Origin of the sequence: Fischerella sp. JS2, from assembly GCF_032393985.1 — a bacterium.
Classification (GTDB): Bacteria; Cyanobacteriota; Cyanobacteriia; order Cyanobacteriales; family Nostocaceae; genus Fischerella.
In genome coordinates this window covers 3239272-3263555 of the sequence record NZ_CP135918.1, presented here as the reverse complement: position 1 = coordinate 3263555, position 24284 = coordinate 3239272, and the positions used below count along the sequence as shown (strand labels likewise).

General features: G+C 38.2%; 22 protein-coding genes. 15 read left to right on the top strand and 7 right to left on the bottom strand.

Going from position 1 to position 24284, the window contains the following annotated elements; genetic code table 11:
- Window positions 1-57: 57 nt before the first annotated feature.
- A complete protein-coding gene (locus tag RS893_RS13720; RefSeq protein WP_315791649.1) occupies window positions 58-372 on the bottom strand; it encodes a TIGR03792 family protein in 315 nt (104 codons plus the stop codon).
- 140 nt (window positions 373-512) lie between these two features.
- Here RS893_RS13720 and RS893_RS13715 point away from each other — a divergent pair, with 140 nt between their 5' ends.
- Together RS893_RS13715 and RS893_RS13710 are read left to right on the top strand one after the other, a co-directional pair.
- Window positions 513-836, top strand: a complete 324-nt coding sequence (locus tag RS893_RS13715; RefSeq protein WP_315791648.1) for a phasin family protein — start codon at window positions 513-515, stop codon at window positions 834-836.
- Between the two features lie 149 nt (window positions 837-985).
- Window positions 986-1510 carry an FKBP-type peptidyl-prolyl cis-trans isomerase gene (locus RS893_RS13710; protein WP_315791647.1) on the top strand — a complete coding sequence of 175 codons (525 nt, stop codon included), beginning with the start codon at window positions 986-988 and terminating at the stop codon, window positions 1508-1510.
- 185 nt (window positions 1511-1695) lie between these two features.
- Here the strand turns inward: RS893_RS13710 and dnaB are convergent, their stop codons facing one another.
- The 3 genes from dnaB to gloB all read right to left on the bottom strand — a co-directional run bounded on the left by dnaB (window position 1696) and on the right by gloB (window position 6312).
- A complete protein-coding gene (gene dnaB, locus RS893_RS13705) occupies window positions 1696-4536 on the bottom strand; it encodes a replicative DNA helicase (RefSeq protein WP_315791966.1) in 2841 nt (946 codons plus the stop codon).
- A gap of 196 nt (window positions 4537-4732) precedes the next feature.
- Window positions 4733-5191 carry a 50S ribosomal protein L9 gene (rplI, locus tag RS893_RS13700; protein WP_315791646.1) on the bottom strand — a complete coding sequence of 153 codons (459 nt, stop codon included), beginning with the start codon at window positions 5189-5191 and terminating at the stop codon, window positions 4733-4735.
- Between the two features lie 347 nt (window positions 5192-5538).
- On the bottom strand, window positions 5539-6312 hold the full coding sequence (gene gloB, locus RS893_RS13695; RefSeq protein ID WP_315791645.1) for a hydroxyacylglutathione hydrolase: 774 nt from the start codon (window positions 6310-6312) through the stop codon (window positions 5539-5541).
- A 402-nt stretch (window positions 6313-6714) separates the two neighbouring features.
- Between gloB and RS893_RS13690 the strand changes: the two genes are divergently transcribed.
- The 8 genes from RS893_RS13690 (at window position 6715) to RS893_RS13655 (ending at window position 15954) form a co-directional block, all read left to right on the top strand.
- On the top strand, window positions 6715-6942 hold the full coding sequence (locus RS893_RS13690) for a hypothetical protein (RefSeq protein ID WP_315791644.1): 228 nt from the start codon (window positions 6715-6717) through the stop codon (window positions 6940-6942).
- A gap of 141 nt (window positions 6943-7083) precedes the next feature.
- The gene (locus RS893_RS13685) at window positions 7084-7926 is read left to right on the top strand and encodes a hypothetical protein (protein WP_315791643.1); all 843 of its coding nucleotides are present in this window, start codon (window positions 7084-7086) and stop codon (window positions 7924-7926) included.
- A gap of 169 nt (window positions 7927-8095) precedes the next feature.
- Entirely contained in the window at window positions 8096-9268 is a 1173-nt protein-coding gene (locus RS893_RS13680) for a glycosyltransferase family 4 protein (RefSeq protein WP_315791642.1), read from the top strand.
- A 199-nt stretch (window positions 9269-9467) separates the two neighbouring features.
- Window positions 9468-11684, top strand: coding sequence for an ATP-binding cassette domain-containing protein (locus RS893_RS13675; protein WP_315791641.1), 2217 nt, complete (start codon window positions 9468-9470; stop codon window positions 11682-11684).
- A 2-nt stretch (window positions 11685-11686) separates the two neighbouring features.
- A complete protein-coding gene (locus tag RS893_RS13670; RefSeq protein WP_315791640.1) occupies window positions 11687-12901 on the top strand; it encodes a glycosyltransferase in 1215 nt (404 codons plus the stop codon).
- Between the two features lie 150 nt (window positions 12902-13051).
- The gene (locus RS893_RS13665) at window positions 13052-14002 is read left to right on the top strand and encodes a glycosyltransferase family 10 domain-containing protein (RefSeq protein ID WP_315791639.1); all 951 of its coding nucleotides are present in this window, start codon (window positions 13052-13054) and stop codon (window positions 14000-14002) included.
- Between the two features lie 4 nt (window positions 14003-14006).
- On the top strand, window positions 14007-15017 hold the full coding sequence (locus RS893_RS13660) for an Npun_R2821/Npun_R2822 family protein (RefSeq protein WP_315791638.1): 1011 nt from the start codon (window positions 14007-14009) through the stop codon (window positions 15015-15017).
- A 4-nt stretch (window positions 15018-15021) separates the two neighbouring features.
- Window positions 15022-15954, top strand: a complete 933-nt coding sequence (locus RS893_RS13655; RefSeq protein ID WP_315791637.1) for an Npun_R2821/Npun_R2822 family protein — start codon at window positions 15022-15024, stop codon at window positions 15952-15954.
- 143 nt (window positions 15955-16097) lie between these two features.
- Here RS893_RS13655 and RS893_RS13650 read toward each other — a convergent pair whose 3' ends face one another.
- Complete coding sequence (locus tag RS893_RS13650; RefSeq protein WP_315791636.1) at window positions 16098-17249, bottom strand: Gfo/Idh/MocA family oxidoreductase; 1152 nt, start codon at window positions 17247-17249, stop codon at window positions 16098-16100.
- Window positions 17250-17437: 188 nt separating this feature from the next.
- On the opposite strand from RS893_RS13650, the gene RS893_RS13645 reads away from it, so the two are divergent.
- The 5 genes from RS893_RS13645 (at window position 17438) to RS893_RS13625 (ending at window position 22412) form a co-directional block, all read left to right on the top strand.
- Window positions 17438-18619, top strand: coding sequence for an aldo/keto reductase (locus RS893_RS13645; protein WP_315791965.1), 1182 nt, complete (start codon window positions 17438-17440; stop codon window positions 18617-18619).
- 68 nt (window positions 18620-18687) lie between these two features.
- Entirely contained in the window at window positions 18688-19449 is a 762-nt protein-coding gene (locus tag RS893_RS13640) for a superoxide dismutase (protein ID WP_315791635.1), read from the top strand.
- Between the two features lie 378 nt (window positions 19450-19827).
- Window positions 19828-20607, top strand: a complete 780-nt coding sequence (gene rsmG / locus RS893_RS13635) for a 16S rRNA (guanine(527)-N(7))-methyltransferase RsmG (RefSeq protein ID WP_315791634.1) — start codon at window positions 19828-19830, stop codon at window positions 20605-20607.
- A gap of 251 nt (window positions 20608-20858) precedes the next feature.
- Entirely contained in the window at window positions 20859-21665 is an 807-nt protein-coding gene (locus RS893_RS13630; RefSeq protein WP_315791633.1) for a TPM domain-containing protein, read from the top strand.
- Window positions 21666-21794: 129 nt separating this feature from the next.
- The gene (locus RS893_RS13625) at window positions 21795-22412 is read left to right on the top strand and encodes a precorrin-8X methylmutase (RefSeq protein ID WP_315791632.1); all 618 of its coding nucleotides are present in this window, start codon (window positions 21795-21797) and stop codon (window positions 22410-22412) included.
- A 242-nt stretch (window positions 22413-22654) separates the two neighbouring features.
- Here RS893_RS13625 and RS893_RS13620 read toward each other — a convergent pair whose 3' ends face one another.
- Both RS893_RS13620 and dapB read right to left on the bottom strand, forming a co-directional pair.
- A complete protein-coding gene (locus tag RS893_RS13620) occupies window positions 22655-23371 on the bottom strand; it encodes a phosphate ABC transporter permease (protein ID WP_315791631.1) in 717 nt (238 codons plus the stop codon).
- A gap of 48 nt (window positions 23372-23419) precedes the next feature.
- On the bottom strand, window positions 23420-24256 hold the full coding sequence (dapB, locus tag RS893_RS13615; RefSeq protein WP_315791630.1) for a 4-hydroxy-tetrahydrodipicolinate reductase: 837 nt from the start codon (window positions 24254-24256) through the stop codon (window positions 23420-23422).
- Between the last annotated feature and the right edge of the window lie 28 nt (window positions 24257-24284).

The window sequence follows — 24284 nt, the reverse complement described above, 5'->3', positions numbered from 1 at the left end:
TAATTCAGAGCAATTTCGGTAACGCTGCGGCCAACAACATAGCACAATGCTCAAACCTCAATCACTCTTTCTAGGAAATTTCCGTACCTGGTACTCATAAAACTCTACTATCTCAGACTCAAATCCTAATTCTTGATTAAATTTTTGGTCTATAGCATCAAGTTCAGCTTGGGGAATCGCTTTCCATTCCTCCCTTGTTGCCCACTGCACTACTAAAATAATCTCTCCAGTATCATGAGGATTAATCCAAACTTCTTTACCAAGGAAACCAGGATAACGAGCAAGTGCTGCTGTCCAAATTTCGGCATCCTTTTGGATGTATTGTTCCCGATGTTCAGGTGGTACTTTCACCCGGAGTAGTTCGATAATCACTCCTTTTAATCCCCGTGTACGTTTGTCACAATAGAGCTATAGTCTAGAGTAATTATCCTTGCGGCATTGGTTTCTGGCTAGATGCAAAAGTAAGGTTATTGTTTCTGATTGGATAAAGAAAAGATTAATAGGGATTTGGTATGGACAGCAACAACTGGATGCAGCAGTTATTGATGCTTGGTATTGGTACAACATCCTTGGTAGCAGAGAAAATGAAACAAGTGAGTGATCAGTTAGTCAAGGATGGCAAACTCGATCCTGAGCAAGCTAAAGCAGTAATGGATGATATGGTAAACCAGTTAAAGTCTGAACAGGGCAACTGGGAAACTAACATGCAACGGCAAATGCGGAATATGATGCAAGACTTAGGCGTTGCACGTCAGTCAGAAGTGGATGAATTGCGCGGTAGAATTGACCGATTGGAGCGTCAGGTACGAGATTTAGAAAATAAACTCTGGCGCTAACGGCTAATGGTTAATTGTACAATTAACAATTTTTTAAACCAAAATCTAAAATCTAGTATTCCATTTCGGTGCGCTTTCTGATTTACACTGAGTTTTATCCTACTGGTTATGCTAAATTTTAAAACCAGCTTAAGTAGGGAGGGTTAATTTTGAAAGCGATTTTACTCAGCGTGGGTTTCATGCTGATTTGTGTTGTGGTTTTGGTGGTAGCGCAAATTGGCAGTGGTAAGCAAGAGTCTGCGATCGCTGTCCAAATCACAGACAATACACCAGCACCCACTACTGTTGTTGAAAACAATACTCTGATTGCGAGCAATCCTATGTATGATGCTAATGTCGTTACCACCCCTTCAGGGTTAAAGTACGTAGAGTTAGAAGAGGGGACTGGGGCGACTCCTGAACCAGGGCAAACGGTTACAGTTCACTACACTGGTACACTGGAAAACGGTAAGAAGTTTGATAGTTCACGCGATCGCAACCAACCTTTCAAATTTAAGATTGGCCAAGGACAAGTGATCAAAGGTTGGGATGAAGGACTTAGTACGATGAAAGTCGGTGGACGACGTCAGTTAATCATCCCCCCAGAGTTAGGTTATGGCGCTCGTGGTGCTGGCGGTGTCATTCCTCCCAACGCCACTCTAATTTTTGATGTGGAGTTGTTAAAAGTTAGTTAATTGTTAGTGGTTAGTGGTTAGTGGTTAGTGGATAGAGACGCGATGTTCCTCGCGTCTGTACATTAGTGGTTAGTGGTTAATTTATTTAGTTACTAACTATTCCAAACAAATACACATATACTAACTACGAATTAATACTTCTAATACTTACTAACTACGAACTACAAACTACTAACCACTAACTATTAATAATTTGGTCTAGCTAAATTTTTAAACTTTGTAAATTGCGGGTCAAATAAAAGTTTAATAGTTCCAGTTGGACCATTTCTATGCTTAGTAATATTAACTTCTGCAATCCCTCGATCAGGAGTGTCGGGATTATAATATTCATCCCTATATAACATTATTACTAAATCTGCATCTTGCTCAATTGAGCCGCTTTCTCTCAAATCAGACATCATGGGACGCTTGTTTGTACGCGCTTCTACTCCTCGACTCAACTGAGATAAGGCAATTACTGGTACAGATAATTCCCGAGCCAAACCTTTAATACTACGAGTAATTCTCGACAATTCTTGTACACGATTGTCGCCTGCTCCTTCCATTAATTGCAAGTAATCTATAATAATTAATCCTAGTTCTGAACCGACTTCGGCTTGCAAACGTCGCGCCTGAGAACGCATTTCTGTAACTGTAATATTGGGCGTATCATCAATAAAAATTGGCATTTCTGAAAGTAAGCCGATCGCACGACTGAGAGGTTCCCATTGAGCTTGACTAATACGTCCACTCCGCAAATAACCAGATTCTATTTCTGCTTCACTAGCTATTAATCGCTGTACCAGTTGTTCTTTAGACATTTCTAAACTGAAAATCGCAACTGGTAGTTTATATAAAGCGGCGACATTATAACCAAGGTTCAAACAGAAGGCTGTGTTGTGAACACAGATATCATTAGCAACAAAATTGTGTGTTGTGGGAATTGTTAAGTCATAGACTTGCTTGTAACCTATTGATTCAATAGAAACAATTTCATCCCAATATATATCACTAGTAGCCAACTGTTGTAGTTGTAAATTTTCTAAAGCAGTTGCTAAAATCCAGAGCCGCTCCCTTTTTAAAGCACGTTTGCCAACATGCATATTTGTATATCCTTGAATGCCAGCACACTTGGCTAAACTACTCCAAGATTCATTGCCTTTAGCTGCTGCTATATGTTCCCAAATCTCTACAGGGATTAAATCACGGTTAGTTTGATATCTCTTTTGCGATATTGCCTCTGCAACTTTTGCTAACGCTGCTTCTTTGCCAAAAATCCCAATTTCCGAGATAAATGTTTTGATTGATAAAGCATCAGTGATATCTAATTGCCAAGCTTTTCTGTGAGTATTATTGTATTTCACAGCACGTTTTTTCAACCTAGCAATAATACCAAACCTTAATAAAAGATGTTGAATTTGTCTTGCTAATTTCTCACTGACTGTAGCATAGCCTAGCTGTGCTTGACCACTGGTAAGTAATGCTGACCATCCATCTGTAGCAAAGAGACGATTGAGAAATAAAGCTAATTGCGATCGCTCTAATTGAAAAACAATTGGTGGTATTGTTTTCGCATGAGCATCTTTACCCCATAAATCTAATTTTTCTAACCAAATTGTGAGAGCATTTCGACTAGTCTTGCTGATGCTAGGAAATCCATAAGGTGCAAATTCTTCTGGTTCAATTTTTATAAGTGTACACAGTTGTTTAAAAGTCTCAGAATTGGGTACACATTGTCCTTGTTGCCAAATACAGAATAAAGATGGACTTACACCGAGTTCAAGACTTAATTGTTTAGCAGATAAACCTTGGGACTGAACTAAAGTTTTTAAGCGTTGAGCAAACAGCTGTCTTTGAATAGCAATAAATTCTAAATCTCCTCGAACACAAAGTGATGGTGTGCGTTTTCCTTGAGAAGTTTCCCATCGCACAGTCAAACCACCAAAATCAGCAATCGCTTGGGAAAAGTCTGCTTGCAGTAACGGATTACTGTTTGTAAATCGTGGAGTGCTATTAGTTAAACCGCCATCACCTATTAAATAAGCTAGTAACTTAACTTCACATTCGCGGATGGTTTTTGTGCCGAATATATCTATTTTGCGAGGTACAGCAATCTGATCACCAACTTGCAAATTTTCTAATCTTTGCCAGCCTTTAATAGTTAAGAATGGATGGGTAATTGTTGTGTCAATTGTTCTACCCAAGCGAGTTGTCACGCGGAAAACAGGTTTTATCCCATCATCTACAAATGCTGATGGTTGGGTAAAGCTAAATTTCCAGTTATCATTCAATGTCAATAACGAGCCACGACGTTGTTTATACAATTCTTCAATAGTTGTAATTTGTCCATCTGCTAAGGCAATTTCAGAATCAAAACTGAGGCATTTTCCCATTGACGGTCTACCAGCAACAATGATTAAATCTGAACGCTGAAAACCGCTTGTCATGGCATCTAAATCATAAAATCCACAGGGAATACCTGGTAATGCTACGCCTTGATGGCGAGTTTCTATTTCTTCAAAAGCATTAACTAAGCTATCAGAAATGTGAACTAAACCAGACTGGGGACGTTCTTGAGTAACGGCGAAGATTTTTTGTTCTGCTTGATCGAGAATTTGGGGTAATTCGCTTTCTGTTTGATAACCCAATTGCACAATTTCATTACCTGCTTTAATTAACTGACGCCGCATATATTTTTCCATTACCAATGAGGCTAAGGCGTCGATATTAATCGCTGAAACTGTGCGATCTACAAGTGTTGCTAATTTATTTCTACCCCCAACACGGTTTAGTAAGTCGTTGTCAGCCAACCAACTTGTGACTGAGAGCAAATCTGTAGGTTTACCTTGATTGTTGAGTACAATTGCAGCTTGGTAGATATCTTTATGAGCGCTAATATAAAATGCTTCTGGAACTAAGCGATCGCTCACTCTACCAATCGCCTCTGGATCGAGCAAAATCCCTCCTAATATCGCTTCTTCCACTTCAATATTTTGGGGAGGTAGGCGATCATTGCCTATTCCTTGAAAATTAAGTTCTTCAGACATAGACATATAAAATTTTAGATATTAGATTAATGTGACTATATTCCCTTATAGTCCAAAATTTCTTTTAGATGTTAAATCTATAAAGACGTTGCAATGCAACGTCTTCACACCACAAATATAGATTTGGCAGTACTTGTTCACAGATTTGTTTTGCAGTTACCAGTGATAACTGATAACTGATAACTGTTCACTAATTCTAGCTGGCTACAACTTCAATGTTGACTTTTGCAGTTACTTCACTGTGGAGCTTAATTTCTGCTTCATAAGTACCCAGCCTGCTAATATCGGGTATGGTAATGCCACGCCGATCTACTTCTAGTCCGGTGGTTTGTTGGATGACATCGGCTACATCTTGACTGGTGACAGTACCAAAAATAGCTTCTTTTTCACCAACTTGTTTAGCAATGCTGAAGCTTCCTGCTTTTTCCAAGGTTGCTTTTTGCTCTTGTGCTTGTTGTTTGAGTTCTAATTGCCGTTGGCGTTCTACTTCCCGACGGCGTTCTACTTGCTTGAGAATACCAGGAGTGGCAAAGGTTGCCAAACTTTTGGGAAGTAAATAATTACGAGCATAGCCGGGAGCTACTTCTACTAAGTCGCCGGATTTACCCAACTTGCTGACATCCTGAGTTAAAACTAACTGTACGCGTTTCGCCATTGTTTCTCTTTTTCTGTTGTTGTCTTTAAAATCTCAATCTCTTGGGGTTTGGGCAAGATAGTTCACAATATAGTGTAGCTTTATCCCCAACAAGCTTTTGCTTATAGCCAATAAGCCTACAGATCCTAGCGAAATGCACGGTGCGATCGCAACCCATAGCTGCGAAAAAGTCCAACTCGCTACAGATTTAATGATTTTGCTTGAGGCACACAGATAAGTTATCGGTGTTCATCGGTGTTTATCAGTGGTCGAGTTTTTTCAGATTGTGGGGAGGTAGGAGGAATAATAATGACGAACACAGATGCACACAGATTCACACAGATGGGTACAGATAGAATGACAATTGACTAAAATCTATCCTTCATACCTCGCAGACGTGCAAAGGTTTGTATGGGGTCGTGACTTTTAGCTGCTAATTGTAATGCTGGCTGTTCCCAACGTAAAAAGGGATTTGTGCGTTTTTCGATTCCTAGCAGTGAAGGAACTGTTGCTTCTCCTTTGCTGCGAGAGGTTTTTACTTGTTCGTAACGAGTTTGTAAATCGGGGTTGTTACCATCTACGGTGAGAGCAAATTGTAAATTTTTTAAGGTGTATTCGTGGGCGCACCACACTCGCGTGGAATCTGGTAGAGAACGTATTTTACTCAGGGAGTCTACCATCTGTGTGGGCGTACCTTCAAATAAGCGACCGCATCCACCCGCAAAGAGGGTATCGCCGCAGAACAATTCCCCTATATCGTTTGGGTGCTGGGGAGGAAAGTAGTAGGCGATATGTGCGCGGGTATGTCCGGGTACAAAGATTACTTCCCCAACTCTGTGTGCAAACTGAACGCGATCGCCTGGTTGCAAAAACATCTGTTGTCCTGGAATTCTATCCCGGTCTTCGGCTCCACCATATACTTTCACTTGTGGAAATCTTTGTATCAATTCTTTATTTCCACCGATGTGATCTAAATGATGATGTGTATTAAAAATTGCTACGAGTTCTGCCTGTAATTCGTAAAGTTTTGTTAAAACAGGTTTTGCCTCGGCAGGATCGACAACGGCGGCGATATTTTGTTGGCGATCGTGTAAAAGGAAAATGTAATTGTCTGAAAGTGCCTCTAAACGGATTACTTGCATTAACTGTGCCTCCCTCACAAATCGTTATTAATATTCACTAGCAATCCTATGCCTAGCAAAAGTTTGAGGCGATCAGCACAAGATTTATATTTCTCTGATTATAGCTTGAAAATTATTGAAAAATAAAAGCTGACAACCGTACTTTTACGGTAATTAGTTTTTTAACTAGAAACAAGGTATCAATTTATCAGTAAAATTTCTCTGGGTAGAAAAGCAAATACGAAGTTAGATTTATTTTGGTTATTTTGCGTGTTCAAAACCCAAGAAGTTTTAGATAAAGCAAAAAAACATTTGCTTTATTTTATTTAGCACTATAGTTTTTTATGTTGATAATCGCTCTCTTTAATTAATAGAAGATAGAGCAAATATTGACATGAAAATTTGCATCTACCAGAGAAAAAGATGATTAAATACAACCCCATCTACAAAACTCTTGGCAATCAATCTGAATTAGCTGTAGAGGCAATTGTAAATCGAATTATTGCATCAGGAGAAATGAGTCGTCAAGACCATGCATTACTCACATCTACCGTACTTAATAACGGTGAAATAAATGAAGGAGGACGTCGTCAAATTAATCGTATTTTTGACCATATACAAACAGGACGGTTAAAATTAGTTAATTGGTAAATTGCACTCATTTTATTTTGGCATTTTATAGAATGCTTAATAGCCAAAAGCTAACTACTGTGCAGGGCAAGATTTGTACCAAAATATTGCTTATGTGCGAATCCTTAGCCCTTACTAAATATTATCTATTTTGGAAAAACAATGTCGAAAGAAACAAGAGGATTTATTACTATTTTAACAGGTCTATACTCATTTCAAGATTGCATTCATTTTTTGGCTGCTATCAGGAAGTTTCATCAAGAACCAATAATTATTTTGATAGACCAGGTTCCAAAAGTTTTTTATCCTTTATTGACAGCTTTTAAAAATGTAATTTTAAAATCAGCACCTGCTAATGAAAATACTGTTTTAGCATCACGTTTAGCAAAAGTTGCTTTATATTCATTCTCAGAATTTGATAAAACGATTTTTTTAGATTCGGATATTTGCTTACTTACTAATTTGAATGATGTATTTGAGTATTTAAATGAATTTGATTTGTTATTAACAGAAGATGTACAACCTGTTATTAGTAAAGCTACAAACTTATTGCGAGGTAATCAACAAGAGAATTTATCAAAAGTTTTACAAATTTTACAATCAGTAGGTCTACCATTACAAGAAAATAGTATTCAATATAATAGTGGCTTGATAGCTTTTCGTAAAAATGATAAAATCAAAATCTTTTTTAAGGAATTTCAAAAGTATTTTGAAATTATTCAAAATAATCAAGATAATTTGTTATTAAGAGATCAAGGCGCTTTTGCTGCTGCTATTGAAACTGTGCGTCCCAATTTAAAAGTTCTGCCACCCACCTATAACTATTTAAGTAAGTGGAAAGATTGTTACGAAATTGAAGAAGAAATTAAAGTTCTTCATTGTACTTATGCTTACAGACCTCAATATGCGAAAAATCTTACTAGATCATTATACACAATGGTGTTTGATAAGTTTGCTCAAGTTTTTATCCCTAATCAAGTTACTAATCCTTGGCGGGAAAAATGAATATATTTACGTTGGATCTGGATTTAAGCTGTGTTGAAAATTTTGTATGTTTAATCGAACACAGATGCACACAGATAAACACAGATGGATAATTTATGTGAGTTTAGTTTGATGTTTATTTTGTTTATTCTCAAACAATTAATCGCTTGCTATAATCTGTGCTATTTTTATGAAACAGCAAGATAATTTAAAAATATCAATCCTAGTTTGGAATTTGTCAACTAATGATGGTTATATCCGAGCTTCATTATTACAAAAATCATTGATACAGTTAGGATATGAGGTAGAAATTTTAGGTTTTTTATTTGGAAAGGATTTATATGCGGCTATTCCTCAGAACACTAAATTACAGGTTATTGAGGGTGCTAATTATCCAAAGTTTTTTAAATCCATTGGTGAATTAATAAAACGTATTGATGGAGATATTATTTACGCAATTAAGCCTCAACCTGCTAGTTATGGTGTTGCACTTTTAAAAAAACTCTATACTCGACGATCAGTAATTGTAGATATTGATGATTGGGAAATGAGTTGGCATGGTGGCGATGATTGGCAATACCGTCCTACGCTTAAACAATTTGCTAGGGATTTATTGAAGTCAAATGGTGCTTTAAGATCACCTTATCATCCTTTGTATTTGAAATGGATGGAAGCTTTGATTAATCAGGCTAATGCTGTAACTGTACATAATCAATTTTTGCAGCAACGATTTGGAGGTACTTTTGTTCCCAATGGGAAAGATACCTCTTTATTTGATCCATCTCGATATGACAGTAATGCTAGTAAAAATCGTTATGGTTTATCAGGATATAAAATTTTGATGTTTCCTGGTGCGCCAAGACCTTATAAAGGTCTAGAAGATATTCTTATAGCACTAGAAAAAATCAATCAACCTAATTTAAAACTTGTAATTGTCGGTGGTAGCCCTTACGATGATTACGATCGCCAACTTCAACAGCAATGGGGAGATTGGATAATTAAATTACCAAAGTTTTCCGCAGATGTGATGCCAGATGTAGTAGCTGCTGCTGATATTGTAGTTGTTCCCCAACGAGATACTCCAGAAACTCGCGCTCAATTCCCTCTGAAATTAACAGATGGAATGGCAATGGCTAAACCAGTATTATCAACAAAAGTAGGAGATATTCCCGATATTTTAGGGGGAACAGGTTATTTAGCTGCACCTGGTTCTCCTGAAGAAATTGCCCAGCAAATTAAATTGATATTTCAAGATTTAGATGCAGCTAATGAACTTGGTAAAAGAGCCAGACAAAGGTGTATAGAAAAATATAGTTTAGAGGCAATGGCATCTAGTTTAAAATCGGTAATTGCTCGGTTGTAATTATTTATAGTAGGTATTTTAAAATTTGATGATATTTAGAAGTTTTTCATCCAAACTCTTAAATTTATTAGGGTGCAATCGTGTAAAGACGGAACAGCAAAATCATAATTATTTATTTTGTTAATTTCACTTATTAGCTGTTTCAAAAATTCAATCAGGAATCATGTTAAGAATGAGTATATTTTAATTTAAGTCCCCCATGTCTACTCGAAAACTACTACTCAGATTTGCTAAACCCTATCCCGGTCTGATTTTCTTAACAATAATATTAGGCTTTTCTGGAGCTTTGTTTAACGGGGTAGGTACAGCTTTAATTGTGCCTGTGATTTTAAAAATTGTAGGACAAGAAGTAGACTTTAGTAGCGCTCCTCCCATTCTCAAAGCGATAACTTCTCCGTTTGATAGTATGTCGGAAAATAATCGCTTGTGGTTAATGGCTGGGGTAATTATACTAATAATTTTTTTAAAAAATTTAGCTAGTTATGCTAGTGCTTTAACATCTAGCTATTTATCACGTCGCTTGACTTCTGACATGCGAGAAGCAGGTGTACAGCTATTACTAGAAATAGACATAGATTATTACGCCAAGATGAAGGTTGGTGATTTAATTAATCGTCTTGGTGGAGAGATTGGTCGCGCTGCTACTACACTTAGCAATACAGTGAAATTAGCGATTCTAGGAATTACTATCTTAGTTTTTGTTGGCTTACTAATCTCAATTTCTTGGCAGTTAACTATTGCTGCTACGATTTTGTTATCTTTTGTGACCTTGATTAATCAGTATGTAATTGCTCGTTCTCGAACTTTTGGCAAACTGTTGAGTGAAATGTCAAAAGCGTATTCAATTGCGATTCTAGAAATTCTTAATGGTATTAGGTTAGTTAAAGCAACAGGTAATGAAAAAAGAGAATATCAACGCATTCAAGAATTTATTCGGGAACGTGAAAAAGCTGACTTTCGCTCTCAAATGAATTCCGAGGCGATCGCACCGATTAGTGAGGTGATGGGAGTTGTTGCTCTCTTGTTAATAGTGATTTTAAGCCGCACATTTTTTCAAGAAGAAATTGCCTCACTCTCAACTGTTTTACTTACTTATTTATTAATATTACTGCGATTACTACCACTCATTTCTCAGTTAAATACTCTCCGCAATAGCTTTGCTAATGCAACCAGCAGCATAGAAGTAACTGCCGATTTTCTCCGTCGGGATGATAAGCCTTTAATGAAAAATGGTAGTATTACTTATAAAAAAATAAATAAAGGTATTATTTTTAACCATATATCTTTTGCCTACCCTGGTCATGAAAAAATGGTACTCAAGGACGTAGATTTATATCTACCCCGTGGTACAACTTTAGCTTTAGTAGGTAGTTCTGGAGCAGGAAAATCAACTGTAGCAGACCTTTTACCAAGATTTTATGACCCGATTTCCGGTTCTATTACCATTGATGACATTGACATACGGGAATTTGAAATCACATCTCTACGCAAAGGGATGGGAATTGTTAGTCAAGACACGTTTTTATTCAATGATTCGGTGCGAAACAACATTGCTTACGGACGTACTGATGCCAGCGATGATGAAATTATTACTGCCACTAAGCAGGCAAATGCTTACGAATTTATCAGTAAATTACCCCAGGGATTTGATACATTAATTGGCGATCGCGGCGTGATGTTATCAGGAGGACAAAAACAGCGTCTTGCGATCGCTAGGGCCTTATTACAAAATCCCGAAATACTTATTCTAGATGAAGCTACCAGCGCCTTAGATACAGTTTCCGAACGTTTAGTACAAGAAGCGATCGATGATCTGAGTCGCGATCGTACCACATTGGTAATTGCACACCGCTTATCTACCGTGCAAAAAGCTGATCAAATCGCCGTTTTAGATCAAGGACGAGTAGTAGAGGTGGGAACTCATGAAGAACTTTTACAAAAAAATGGTCATTACTCCCGCTTGTACTCAATGCAGTTTGGTGAACAACAAGAATCTACCAGCAAACGCCAAGAAGGTTTAATTCGCATCTCCCACGAAATTCGCACACGTCTCAATTCAATGATTGGGTTTTTGCTGTTATTGGTTGATAACTTAGCGGACAACCCTCAAGAAAGACAAGAATTAATTGCAGATGCTTATAAATCTGCTTTAAAAATTCTCAATATTATTGATGTCATTGACGATATGGTTAGTTTAGAAACAAAATGGCAAACCCAAGATACAAATACCCAATATCCAAACTTAGTTAATCTTGCCAAAGAGTTTCATACAGATACAGATCAAATAATTAATTATTTGCGTTTACTAGAAAATAATTCTCAACGAGAAAATGAATTTATTGAAAAAGCGCTGCAATCCGCCATACATTTCCTAAATAATTTAGAAAATTTTGAAAATACAATTAAAGTTAAATAATTATGGAAAATTCTCTGACTCAAAAGTATTACGTCTTTTTTTTAGTAGATGAAATTCCCAAACCAGGAGCAAGTTTAGTTCAATCTACCAACGCAGCTAATGGAGCAGCTAATTTAAGTTATGCAACTGTTTTAGCTTATCCCTCTAGAGGATTATCTGCACTCAATCCTTTAAATTTAATTCGTCCTTTTCGACCCAGAAAAGCATCAGCAGAACTGATTAAATACTACAATCTACAAGACAAATTAAAAATAGCACCTTTGCCAATGCCTTGGCCTGTAGACCATATCAAAGGAAAATTAACTAATTCTAATACCATCGCCACAAAATATTATTTCCCATTTCATATTCTTTTCCAAACTAAACTTGTTCATGCTTGGAACTGGAATTTTATTAAAGCTGCCATTAAACATGGCATCCCAGTTATTTACGAACACCATCATTACGAAGATAAAAAATTTGAATCAGAAATTGTAAATCATCCCCTATTTCAATTAGCTGTCACAGTAGCTGATACCATCCGAGATGACATGATTGGCAAAGGAATGCCACCAGATAAAGTGATTAAATTACATAATGGATATAATCGATTTTTTCTGGAAAGACAACCAGAAAAAGCTACTTTGTGGCGACAAAAGCTACTGAAAAATGGGCGACAACAACTAGTAGTATATTCGGGAGCATTAAGACAATTTAAAGGTATTGATATTTTAATTGATGTTGCCAAAGAATTAGCAGATATTGAATTTGTCTGTGCGGGTGGCGATGAAAAAGAAGTTGCATCCTATCAGCAATTAGCGCAACAAAAACAGGTAGATAATATTAGTTTTCTAGGTTATATTCTACACGAAGATTTAGCATCCCTACTGCAAGCAGCTGATGTTTTAGCTCATCCCCACTGTTCTGGGGCTGCTGCAACTTTCACATCTCCCATGAAGCTGTTTGATTATTTAGCTTCTGGTAATCCGATTGTAGCGACAGAAATTCCTTCATTAATGGAGTTTAAAAATACTAACGCGATCGCTGCTTGGTGTGAACCAGATAATCCGCGTAAATTTGCTGAAGCATTAAAGCAGGTACTAGAAACATATCCTCGTAAAGAAGAAGGATATTCAGAAATTATCGAGTTTGTTAAACAATTTTCCTGGGAAAATCGTGCTGCCAAAATCCTGAGTTACGTTGACAAATCTCTACATCCAGAATTAGTTACTCACTAACTCTTACCTCTGTGTTCTCTCTTGCCTCTGTGGTTCAAGAAATAAATTTTAAATCGCAAAGAAGCAGAGAAAACAGAGAGATTTAACTACTAATGTACAGACGCAATGTTCTTTGCGTCTCTACCCACTAACTACTAACCACTAACTACTATGAAAACAATTGGCATGATTAGCAGCTATCGCGCACTAGAAAAACAAGGCGATTGGCTATGGCAACAAACACCCCATCCATTTGGTGTGTGGGGAAATATACAAATGCAAGCGCTGGCATCTCAACCAGATTTTTTATTAATGTATCAGTTTAATTTTCCCAAATTTCTCCAAAAAAAATCTTGGTTCGATAGACTTCATAAACCACAACAATCCGAGATCAAAATCGAAACTTTTCTGCGTAGAGTTCCCAAAGAGCGAATAATTTATTTACTACGTGAACCACCTTTATATGAAGTTGTAGAAAAACATAAACTAGCTTACCAAGAAGCTCAAAAGTATTGCGGTTACGTATCAGGACCTGATGATTTTGCTCCAACTCCTGATTATATGCCTGCTATTTGGTATCATGCCAATTCTTTTCGAGATTTGCATGAAATGCCTCCACCAGAAAAAATATCCAGTTGCAGTTGGATTACTTCTGGAATTAGCCGTACTGCTAACCATCGCCAGCGCTTAGAATTTTTAAAGACTTTACAATTGAGCGAAATTCAAGTAGATTTCTACGGACGAGATTTACCTAGCTGGACAAAATCATCAGGCGAGTTAGGTAACAAATGGTATGGTATGGCACCGTACTATTACAATCTGGCAATTGAAAATTATAGCGGCAATAATTGGTATGTCAGTGAAAAATTATGGGATGCACTTTTAGCATGGTGTTTACCAATTTATTACGGTGGTTCTGCTGCCGATAAGTTATTACCATCCGGTAGTTTTTTACGCTTACCTAGCTTAGATGAAAAAGGTATTGCCTATATTCAAGAAATCACTGCAACTCCTGATGCTTGGTATGAAGCAAAAGATACTATAGCTGAGGCTCGTCAAATTATTTTACATGACTTAAATTTGCTTAATTGGGTATCGAATTTTGTGAAAAAACAGGGCTAAAAAAATGAAAAATGGAATTTATACTTTAGCTAATGATGTAGTTTATAACCAATTGGTGGCATTACTTAACAGTATAGAAGTTAACGTCGGTGCAGATATACCTGTATGTGTGATAGCTTATAGCGATCAAGTAGATAAAGTCCGCAGCGAAGTTGCATTGCGAAAGAATGTTACTTTGTTAGAAAATCCTGATATTTTTGCTCGTTGGGAAGAATTTTCTTTGCAAGTATGGCAATCTCATCCAACTGCTATCCAAACTTGGCAAGAACGAGGAATTAAAAAGTTTTATAGAGTGGGAGAAAATCGTCGTTACTGTGCCTTTGATCCAGAGAGCATTTTTGAAAAGTTTATCTATTTAGATGCTGATACGTTGGTAATGCAGCCTCTAGATTTTATTTTTGAGCAGTTGGATCATCATGATTTTGTTGTCTACGACTTTCAGTATAAAGACCCTGCTCACATCTATAACTTAAAATCTCCCAAACTTTTAGAGATATTTAGTCAACAGCAGATTGACTCAGAAATTTTCTGTTCTGGTTTTTATGCTTCTAACAGAGGTATATTTCCCTCAGAACAAAGAGATTGGTTACTGGCTAAATTAAATGAAGGGGAATCAGATGTTTTATATATGGCTGCTCCTAATCAATCTGTTCTCAACTATATGAGAATGAGAGCAAATGTCTCATTTTATAACTTTTCGCTCAATTTACCTGCAATTCAAGCTACTGGCTGTTGTGTAACTTCTCCACAATTTGAAAACCGAAATAATGTTCTTTTTGATTGCGGCAATAGATTAACTTATCTACATTATATTGGTTTATCTTCCAAAGTTTTTAATAGAGTTTGTGATGGTGAAAATATTAATTTTCCCTATCGTGATATTTTCTTACACTATCGCTATTTACATGAGCCAGAACAGCGACCCAAGTTTACTACTAAAGCCAGAGCTTATAACGCACCACCAAGTTTAACAACACGAGTTTTAAGAAAGTTAGGTATAAAAGTTGAGGTGTAATTTCATGAATCGGGGAATTTATATTATTGCCAATGATCAGGTCACTGATCATGCGATCGCACTTCTCAACAGTATCAGATTATATGACCAAGAAACACCAATTGTCATGATTCCTTATGATGACAACTATCACAATATCGCCAACACCCTCAGCAAACATTATCAAGTTGGAATTTACGAAGATTTAGAGTTTATCGATCAACTATCTCATCAATTACATGAAACTTTTGGAGGGAAATTTTTCGCTCGCCCTAATCAATTCCGAAAGCAGGCTTGTTGGTTTGGTCCCTTTGATGAATTTTTGTACATTGATACAGATATTGTCGTCTTTGAAAAAATTATTGATAATCTCAATTATCTAAATCAAGTAGACTTTATCTGCTGTGATTATCAACATCTAGGTGGAATTCAAAATGTCTTTACTTCCAAAGTAATAGAAGATAAAATATTTACTGAAAATCAACTAAAAGACATTTTTAATGGTGGTTTCTGGGGTGCGAAGAAAAACCTCATATCCAAACAGGATTTATACGAAACTTTTACCGAATGTGCTGCTCATCCAGAATACTTTGATTTCTCTCAAAAAACTTCTGATCAACCAATAATTAACTACATGCTCCTCAAGCGGATTCCTCGCCGTTTTAATATCGTCCGTCGCGAGGATAAAGCACCAGGAAATTGGGCAGGAACTCCCTATTTTCAAATTAAGGAACACGTACTATTTGATCCGACAGTAAATCAACCACTACAATATCTACATTGGGCAGGTATTCGCATCCAACCTAGTTGTCCTTATTGGGAAACTTGGGAATATTACCGCAACTTAAATCCGGCTTTACCAGTAGCAGAGATACCTGCACCTGTTAAGAAAAATCAGTGGCAAAGTAAGTTGGATAATTTGAAAAGTCAATTGCGACAACTCAAGGATAGTTTGTGACTAAAAATAGATATTATAGGTGGCAGAAAATTTGATTGTTGTTGAAATCGAACACAGATGAACACCGATGGACACCGATAACTCATCTGTGTTTATTTGTGTGTATCGGTGTTAGATACAATAAAAATACATTTTGTAAGCTATCAAACTCCCAAAAACTCTTCCAAACTAGGCACATCAATCCAGTTTGATTTCATATTTGATTCATGGGATAAATCCATTAATAACTGAGAATAAACGCCTTCTCGCAAAGATGGAACTATTTCTTCTCCTCGATCAATTCCTTGTACCCATTGATCCACAACTCTTAGGAATGCAGAAATTCTACCATCAGCATAATTTTTCGGAAAGATTAATCTATTAGGAATTTCGATTTCTGTTAATTGTTTACCAGGCTGAGATGCCCAAACACGAAAACCATGAATGTAGTCTTTTTGATTTTCGCTACCTAAAACTAGAGTACCGCGATCGCCATATACTTCCAACCAATGAGTACGGGACGCATGTACAACCGCACTGATAGAAATTTGGCAAGGTGTCCCATCTGCTAATTCCAGCATCAACATGCAGGTGTCATCACTATTTACTGGCTGTAATTCACCTGTATTACTGTCTGGACGTTGGGGTATTGCAGTAGTCAAATGGGCGCTTAATCTGCGTACAGGTCCGAATAGCCAGTTAATATAATCAAAAGTATGGGAACCCAAAGAACCTAACGCACCACCGCCTTTATCTTTTTGTGAATACCAGTTCCAAGGACGAGAAGCATCAGCACGAGAAGAACCCAACCAATTAATTATAATTAAGCGTTTATTGCCAACATAGCTTTGTGATAAAAGTTCCGAGAATAATTGCCAACCGGGTACAAACCGAAATTCAAAATCTACAGTGGCAATAACACCTTTTGATTTGGCTAAAAAATAAAGTTCTTTAGCTTCATTTACATTTAAAGTAATAGGTTTTTCTATTAATAAATGTTTTCCAGCTTGCAAAACTTCCTTAGCCATTTCGTAGTGGAGAAACGGCGGTGTAGCGATGCTGACTGCTTGGACTTCTTTTAAAGAAACAATATCTGCGATCGCATCACAAGCGTAGGGGATATTCTGTGATTGAGCGATCGCTTGGGCTTTTTCTATATTGTGGTGATAAACAGCAACCACTTGGGTACGAGGATGGGCTTGAAATCCAGGGATATGGACTTTTTGACCGAACCCTGTACCGACAACTGCAACGCCAATGGGTTGCTGATTTGCTAGACTGGGGTCAAAAGGTGCAACTTGGGGTGTGGATGACATACGTTTATTTAAATAACTTCATTTGATAGTTTGCTTTGGAATTAAGTCCAAGCCTCATAGTTCTAGTCCGTTAAAACAGACTGAAATTTATATTCAGTAAGCTTTAGCTTACTTTTTCTCAAATATATACTGGTATTTGTCTCAAACAACAAACAACCAAATTGAGTTTATTCACACCCATACCTTTAATGCTATACAGAAGATTTGGCCGTACAGAATTACAAATGCCTGTGTTTTCCTGTGGAGGTATGCGATACCAATATAAATGGCAAGATATACCACAGTGGCAGATTCCAGGTGATAATCAGGCAAATTTGGAAGCGACAATTCAACGGGCAATAGAATTAGGTATTAATCATATCGAAACTGCCCGTGGTTATGGTACTTCTGAAATGCAATTGGGGAGGATTTTACCTAAGCTTAAGCGCGAAAAATTGCTTATTCAGACCAAAGTCAGTCCTCAGGCAGATGCAAATGTATTTTTAAAGGAATTTGAAAAATCGCTACGATATCTGCGTTTAGACTATATTGATTTACTAGGAATTCATGGTATCAACAATACTGAACTATTAAACTACACTATCCGAGTAGATGGCTGTTTAGAAGTTGCAAAAAAGCTCAAAGCCCAAGGCAAAGTTAGGTTTATCGGCTTTTCTACCCATGCTCCTAAAGATATTATTATTCAGACAATTAACACTAATCAATTCGATTATGTTAACTTGCACTGGTATTACATTAATCAACTTAATTGGGCTGCAATTGAGGCTGCTACTCGCCATGACATGGGTGTATTTATTATTAGCCCATCTGATAAGGGAGGGAAGTTATACAATCCACCACAAAAGTTAATTGAACTTTGTGCCCCTTTGAGTCCGATGTTGTTTAACGATCTGTTTTGTTTGAGTCATCCCCAAGTGCATACTCTTAGTTTAGGGGCAGCAAAACCAACAGACTTTGATGAACACCTGAAAACTTTAGATTTGCTGGGTAACGCCTCGGAAATTTTGCTGCCTATTTTGGCACGGCTAGAGGAAGAAGCGATGACAATTTTAGGAGAAGATTGGGTCAAAACCTGGCACATCAACTTGCCCACCTACGAACAAACGCCTGGACAAGTGAATATTCCGATAATTTTGTGGCTGTGGAATTTAGCGATCGCCTACGATATGGTAGACTACGCCAAAATGCGCTACAACCTGCTTGGCAATGGTAGTCATTGGTTCCCTGGTAACAAGGCAGACCAAATAGACAAACTAGATTTGCGCCAATGTCTCAACCACAGTCCCCATGCAGATAAAATTCCTCGCGTCCTTGCACAAGCACACCAATTGTTACAAGGTGAAGCAGTACAGCGATTATCACGGAGTTAATGGGACAAAATCAACGAAAATAATAACTGCAAACCAATTTCACTAATTTATTTGCTTCAATAACTCTTATGATTCTTCAACGTCGGCATTTTTTGGTTTTACTTGGTGCAGGTGTAGGTGCTTTTGCGTTAGATGCTTGTGCTTCTGCCAATACCCCCACTCCCAGTCCTCCTACTACTCCTACTACTCCTACTCCCCCTACTACGCCAGGTAATTCAGGGGCAATTCAACTACCACCTTTGCCTTATAATTACAATGCCCTAGAACCACACATTGATGAAGCTACGATGCGTTTCCATCATGACAAACACCATGCAACTTATGTCAAAAATCTGAATGCAGCATTGGATAAGTATCCAAATCTCAAAAACAAAAATGTAGAAGATTTACTGCGTAATCTCAACAGCGTTCCCGAAGATATTCGTACAACAGTACGCAATAATGGTGGTGGTCATATTAACCACTCGATGTTTTGGTTGATTATGAAACCAAATGGTGGTGGTGAACCAATCGGCGCGATCGCTGACGCTATTCAAGACAATTTTGGCAGTTTTGCAAATTTGAAAAAGCAGTTCAACGATGCTGGTGGTAAACGTTTTGGTAGTGGTTGGGTTTGGCTTGTCCGTAATCAAGATGGCAAGCTTGAGGTTGTCACTACACCCAATCAGGATACTCCCCTCAGCGAAGGCAAATATCCAATAATGGGTAATGATGTATGGGAACACGCTTATTACCTCAAATACCAAAACCGCCGCGCCGATTATTTAGACGCTTGGTGGAATGTGTTGAACTGGGATGAAATTAACAAACGATTTGCAGCAGCAACTTAAGCGGTTATTGGTTTGTAGACGCTATAAATTTAATCGTTATTTGCGATCGCTTTCACGTTTATAGTGAATGGGTTCCCGTTCATAAACAACGTCAAGACGTTGGTCACAAATGTCTTAATGTTCTTTATGAATGGGTTCTTGTTCATAAACAACGTCAAGACGTTGGTCACAAATGTCTTAATGTTCTTTATGAATGGGTTCTGAGAGAATCCAAATTTCAAAAAATACCTTTAAACACCAAAGTGCTTACTAAAAATACCTATTCTTAAAAATGTTAAGTTCAAAAGGGTATAGGGGTGTAAGAGTATAGGTGTGTATGAGGAAGAAAAACAATTAATATATTTACCCTTACACCCTATTTTTTGTAAGAGTGAAACTGTGAACAACTTAACCGTGCCTTCTTTGCCAGAATTGCCAGAGATATGGCAGCAAACTCTCAATTGGCAACCCACAGCCGAACAGCAGGTAAAATTGCAGAGGTTGTATGAATTAATCTTAGAAGGTAATCAAAAGCTTAATTTAACCAGGATCACCGACCCCCAGGAATTTTGGGAAAAACATCTGTGGGATTCTCTACGGGGAATTGCACCCTTACTAAGAGATGGGGAGAAAGATCTCACCCCACCACCCCACCACCCCACCACTCCACCACCGCGTCATTTCATTGATCTTGGTACAGGCGCGGGTTTTCCTGGTATTCCCGTAGCGATCGCACTGCCTGATTGTAGTGTCACACTTGTGGATTCTACTCGCAAAAAAATAGCTTTTATTGAAAACATCCTACCTGAGTTAGAACTGGAGAATATTAAAACATTAACTGGCAGAGCTGAAGAAATTGGTCAGCAGTCCCAACACCGCCAAAACTACGATGTAGCTATGATTCGCGCTGTTGGTAATGCATCAGTTTGTGCAGAATATACTTTACCATTACTCAAACAGGGTGGTTTAGCTATTATTTACCGGGGTAACTGGACAGAAGATGAAACTACAGCTTTAACAGATGTTGTCAAACAGCTTGGTGGTGAAATAGCAGCAATTGAACAATTTACCACTCCCTTAAGTACTAGCCTTCGTCACTGTCTGTACTTACGGAAGATTGCAACTACACCTACTAAATATCCCCGTGCTGTTGGTATACCAACACACAAACCTCTTTAATATGCAATAGTCATTAGTCATTAGTCATTTGTCCTTTGCTAATTGACCAATGATGCTGGACTTCTTCCCCAATAAAATTTTCCCTAACAACCTCTTCTCGATTACTAATAACCAATGACCAATGACCAATGATTAATGACTAATTACTTAAATTAGATTAAAGTTAAAAAGTGTAAAGAATTATCAGTTTTCCTCTAATCTTTAAAAACAACTTGTTCACATCTACTGTAGAGAATCGTATAAAAAAGTCCATGCAGCATTGTTTTTGGCGACGAATTCTGGTATTTTGTGCAGTGTTTTTCTTGGCAGGGTCTATTTGGGTAACACATCCTCCCTACGCTCATGCTTATGACAATCCAGAGTTACTACCAGATACCCCCACTCCAGTCGTAGACTTAGCTAAATCGCTTACCTCTGCTCAGGAAGAAAACCTTGTTAAAAAACTAGAACAATTTGAAGCTGAAACCGGCTGGAAGTTGAGAGTTTTAACTCAGTATGACCGTACGCCAGGTTTAGCGGTTAAAAACTTTTGGAAACTTGATGATAAAAGTGTTTTATTAGTTGCTGATGCCAGTGGTGGTAATATTCTCAACTTCAACGTTGGCGATGCAGTTTATAAGTTGCTACCCCGCACATTTTGGGTAGAACTACAAACACGCTTTGGCAACTTATACTTTGTACGAGAAGAAGGCGAAGACGGAGCAATCATCCAAGCTCTAGAATCAATTGAAACTTGTTTGCGTCAGGGTGGTTGCCGTGTCGTTCCTGGACTGCCAAGAGAACAGTGGATTCTGACACTGATTAGCTCAGTCATCGGTGGAATTGTTTGTGGGTTTGCGGCTCAACCCCGGCGTGAAGGACAAATTGTTGCTTGGCAATGGGCTTTAATTTTTTCTCCTCTGTGGGGAATTTTGTTTATCGCTTTCGGTATTGGGCCTGTGGTATCCCGTACCTCTGACTGGCTACCTTTAGTCCGCAATATAGCTGGTTTTCTCATTGGTGTATTAGTTGCCTATTTGTCTAACTTTTTCAATCGTTCTTCAGCATCAGAAATGTAAGTTAGTCATTAGTCATTAGTCATTGGTCATTAGTCATTGGTTATCGATTGTTACAAATGACAAAGGACAAAGGACTAATGACAAAAGACTCATTTAAGCTGAAAGCTGTTAGCTGACTGCTGAAATGCAATGGAATGGCACATAACTGATGCTGAGAGTTTAGCGCTAATTGATAGCGAGATTGGCGAGCATGTCTTCTCACCTGCCGAGTATGAAATTGTTCGGCGGGTAATTTATAGTACGGCTGATTTTGAATACAAATCTTTGATTCGTTTTTCTGAACGTGCTTTGCAAGCAGGAGCAGCAGCCTTGGCTTCACGCACAACTATTGTTGTAGATGTGCCGATGGTACAGGTAGGTGTTAACTACGCTATTCAAAGTACCTTTGCTAACGCCGTGTATTGCAGTATGGATACACCTACTCGTCCTCAAAAAGAAAAAACTAAAGCAGCTTGGGGAATTGAAACTTTAGCTAAACGTTACCCTGAAGGTTTATTTGTAATTGGTCAAGCACAAACTGCTTTGTCTACATTAGTTAATTTAATTGAAGCGGAAGAAATTAGGCCTGCTTTGGTGATTGCTACACCACCAGGTTTTATCAATACAGATAAAGATAAAGAACGTTTGCAAGATTCTCTGATACCAAACATTACAATCGATAGCCGCAAAGGCGGAGCATTAGTTGCAGCTGCGATCGTTGATGGTCTAATAGATTTAGCTTGGCAAGCCTATGGGAAAGCGAACTGATTAGGGATAGGGGATCAGGGATTGGGGATTGGGAATTAGTTGATAATTATTCTCTATGACACCCCTCACACCCCTCATACTCCTCACACCCCTACCCTACGGGAAGCCTATGAGCGCACGGCAGATGACGCCACGTGCTTTATGCCGGGAGAAGAGTCCACCGCAGTGGCTCCTTTATGCCGGGAAAGGAGTCCACCGCACTGCCTCGTCTACACCCCATCTCCCCACCTCCCCACACTCCTTTACTCCCATTCTTCCACTCTTCTCCTATCCCTTTGTTCCTCTGGTGGTCGACGTCTGCGGGGTCTTTCTGCTGGGCGATCGCGTAAACGACGACTAACTTCAGGAAAATAATCTCGTCGCAAATAAGGATAATCACTGACCCACAAATCCCGACTAGGAATATAGATATCGGTAATTTCTTCAATTTTGCTCAAGTCAGGACGATTTGACATTACCACCATTTCTACTTTTTGACCACGAGCAATTACTTTATGCTCTACCCGTAATGGCGCTCTAAGTTGAGCTGTAAATCCGGTTTCGTCACCTACTTCCAGGTTGATTCGCTTTTCCCGGTTTTCTACTATTACCAAATCACCTTTGTTGTCAACGGTTTCCTGTTTACCAATCAATTCGTCTGTAATCCACCAATCCAAAACCCGACCACGGAAAAAGCCACTATATTTGTAACGGCGACATTTGGCATTTCGCATACTCGCCCAAAATACAGGCCCCCACAGCCAGTAAAAAGCACCAATTACTCCCAGGACAAATAGAATGGGGCCAAAACCAGGCATGGCAAAAAGCCTTATTAACACATAAACAGCTGCAATGACCACAGAAATTAACAGCCTCTGTAAAAAATCTGGAAATTTTCCCCAGTAATACTTATACTGCGGGCCAGTAGCAATTAAAGGAATGAGTTGATTAAATTTTTGGCGAGTCAGTGGGACAAGCATTCGGATTTTGGATTTTGGATTATAGATTTTGGATTTGAGATGAAAAACTTAGAGTATTTTCTCTAATCCATATACTAACGACTTTAACTGCAAGACTTTACGAATTGCTAGTAGTACTCCTGGCATATAGGCAGAGCGATCGCTTGTATCATGTCGTAAGGTATAAATTTGACCAGGTGCGCCAAAAATGACTTCCTGATGAGCGACGAGTCCTGGTAGACGGATGCTATGAATTCTGATACCTTCGTCTGCAACACTACCTCTCGCCCCTGGTAATTTTTCGGTTTCTTTTACTATTGCTGGGTTAAAAGTTTTACCCATCTCTGCTAACATTTGGGCAGTTTGAATCGCAGTACCACTAGGAGCATCGGCTTTTTGGTTATGATGCAGTTCAATAATTTCTACGTGGTCAAAATATTGAGATGCTGTCACGGCAGCTTGTTGCAGTAGTACCATGCCAATAGAAAAATTAGGAATTAGTAGACAACCTGTACTGGCTTTATCTGCAAAATCTGCCAAATCTTGAATTTGTTCGGGACTTAACCCTGTAGTACCAACAACTGGACGAATACCGTAGGCGATCGCACTACGGACATTATCATACACAGCATCAGGATGAGTAAAATCTACCATCACTCCTGGTTGCATTTGCCTTTCACCAGCTACATACCCCAGCATCGGTTCCAATTGATTAGTAATTGGTACTTCCAAAGGTTCACTTAAACCAGCAAGTTCGCCTGCATCTTTACCTTGGTGTTCTGGACTAGTATCAATAGCACCCATCAGGCTCATATCAGGTGCTTGTGCCACTGCTTTGACTACCTCGCGCCCCATTTTACCAGCAGCACCGCTCACAATTACAGGGATCAAATTTTGATTAGCCATAGCTTAAATTATGCTTTTATACCCAACA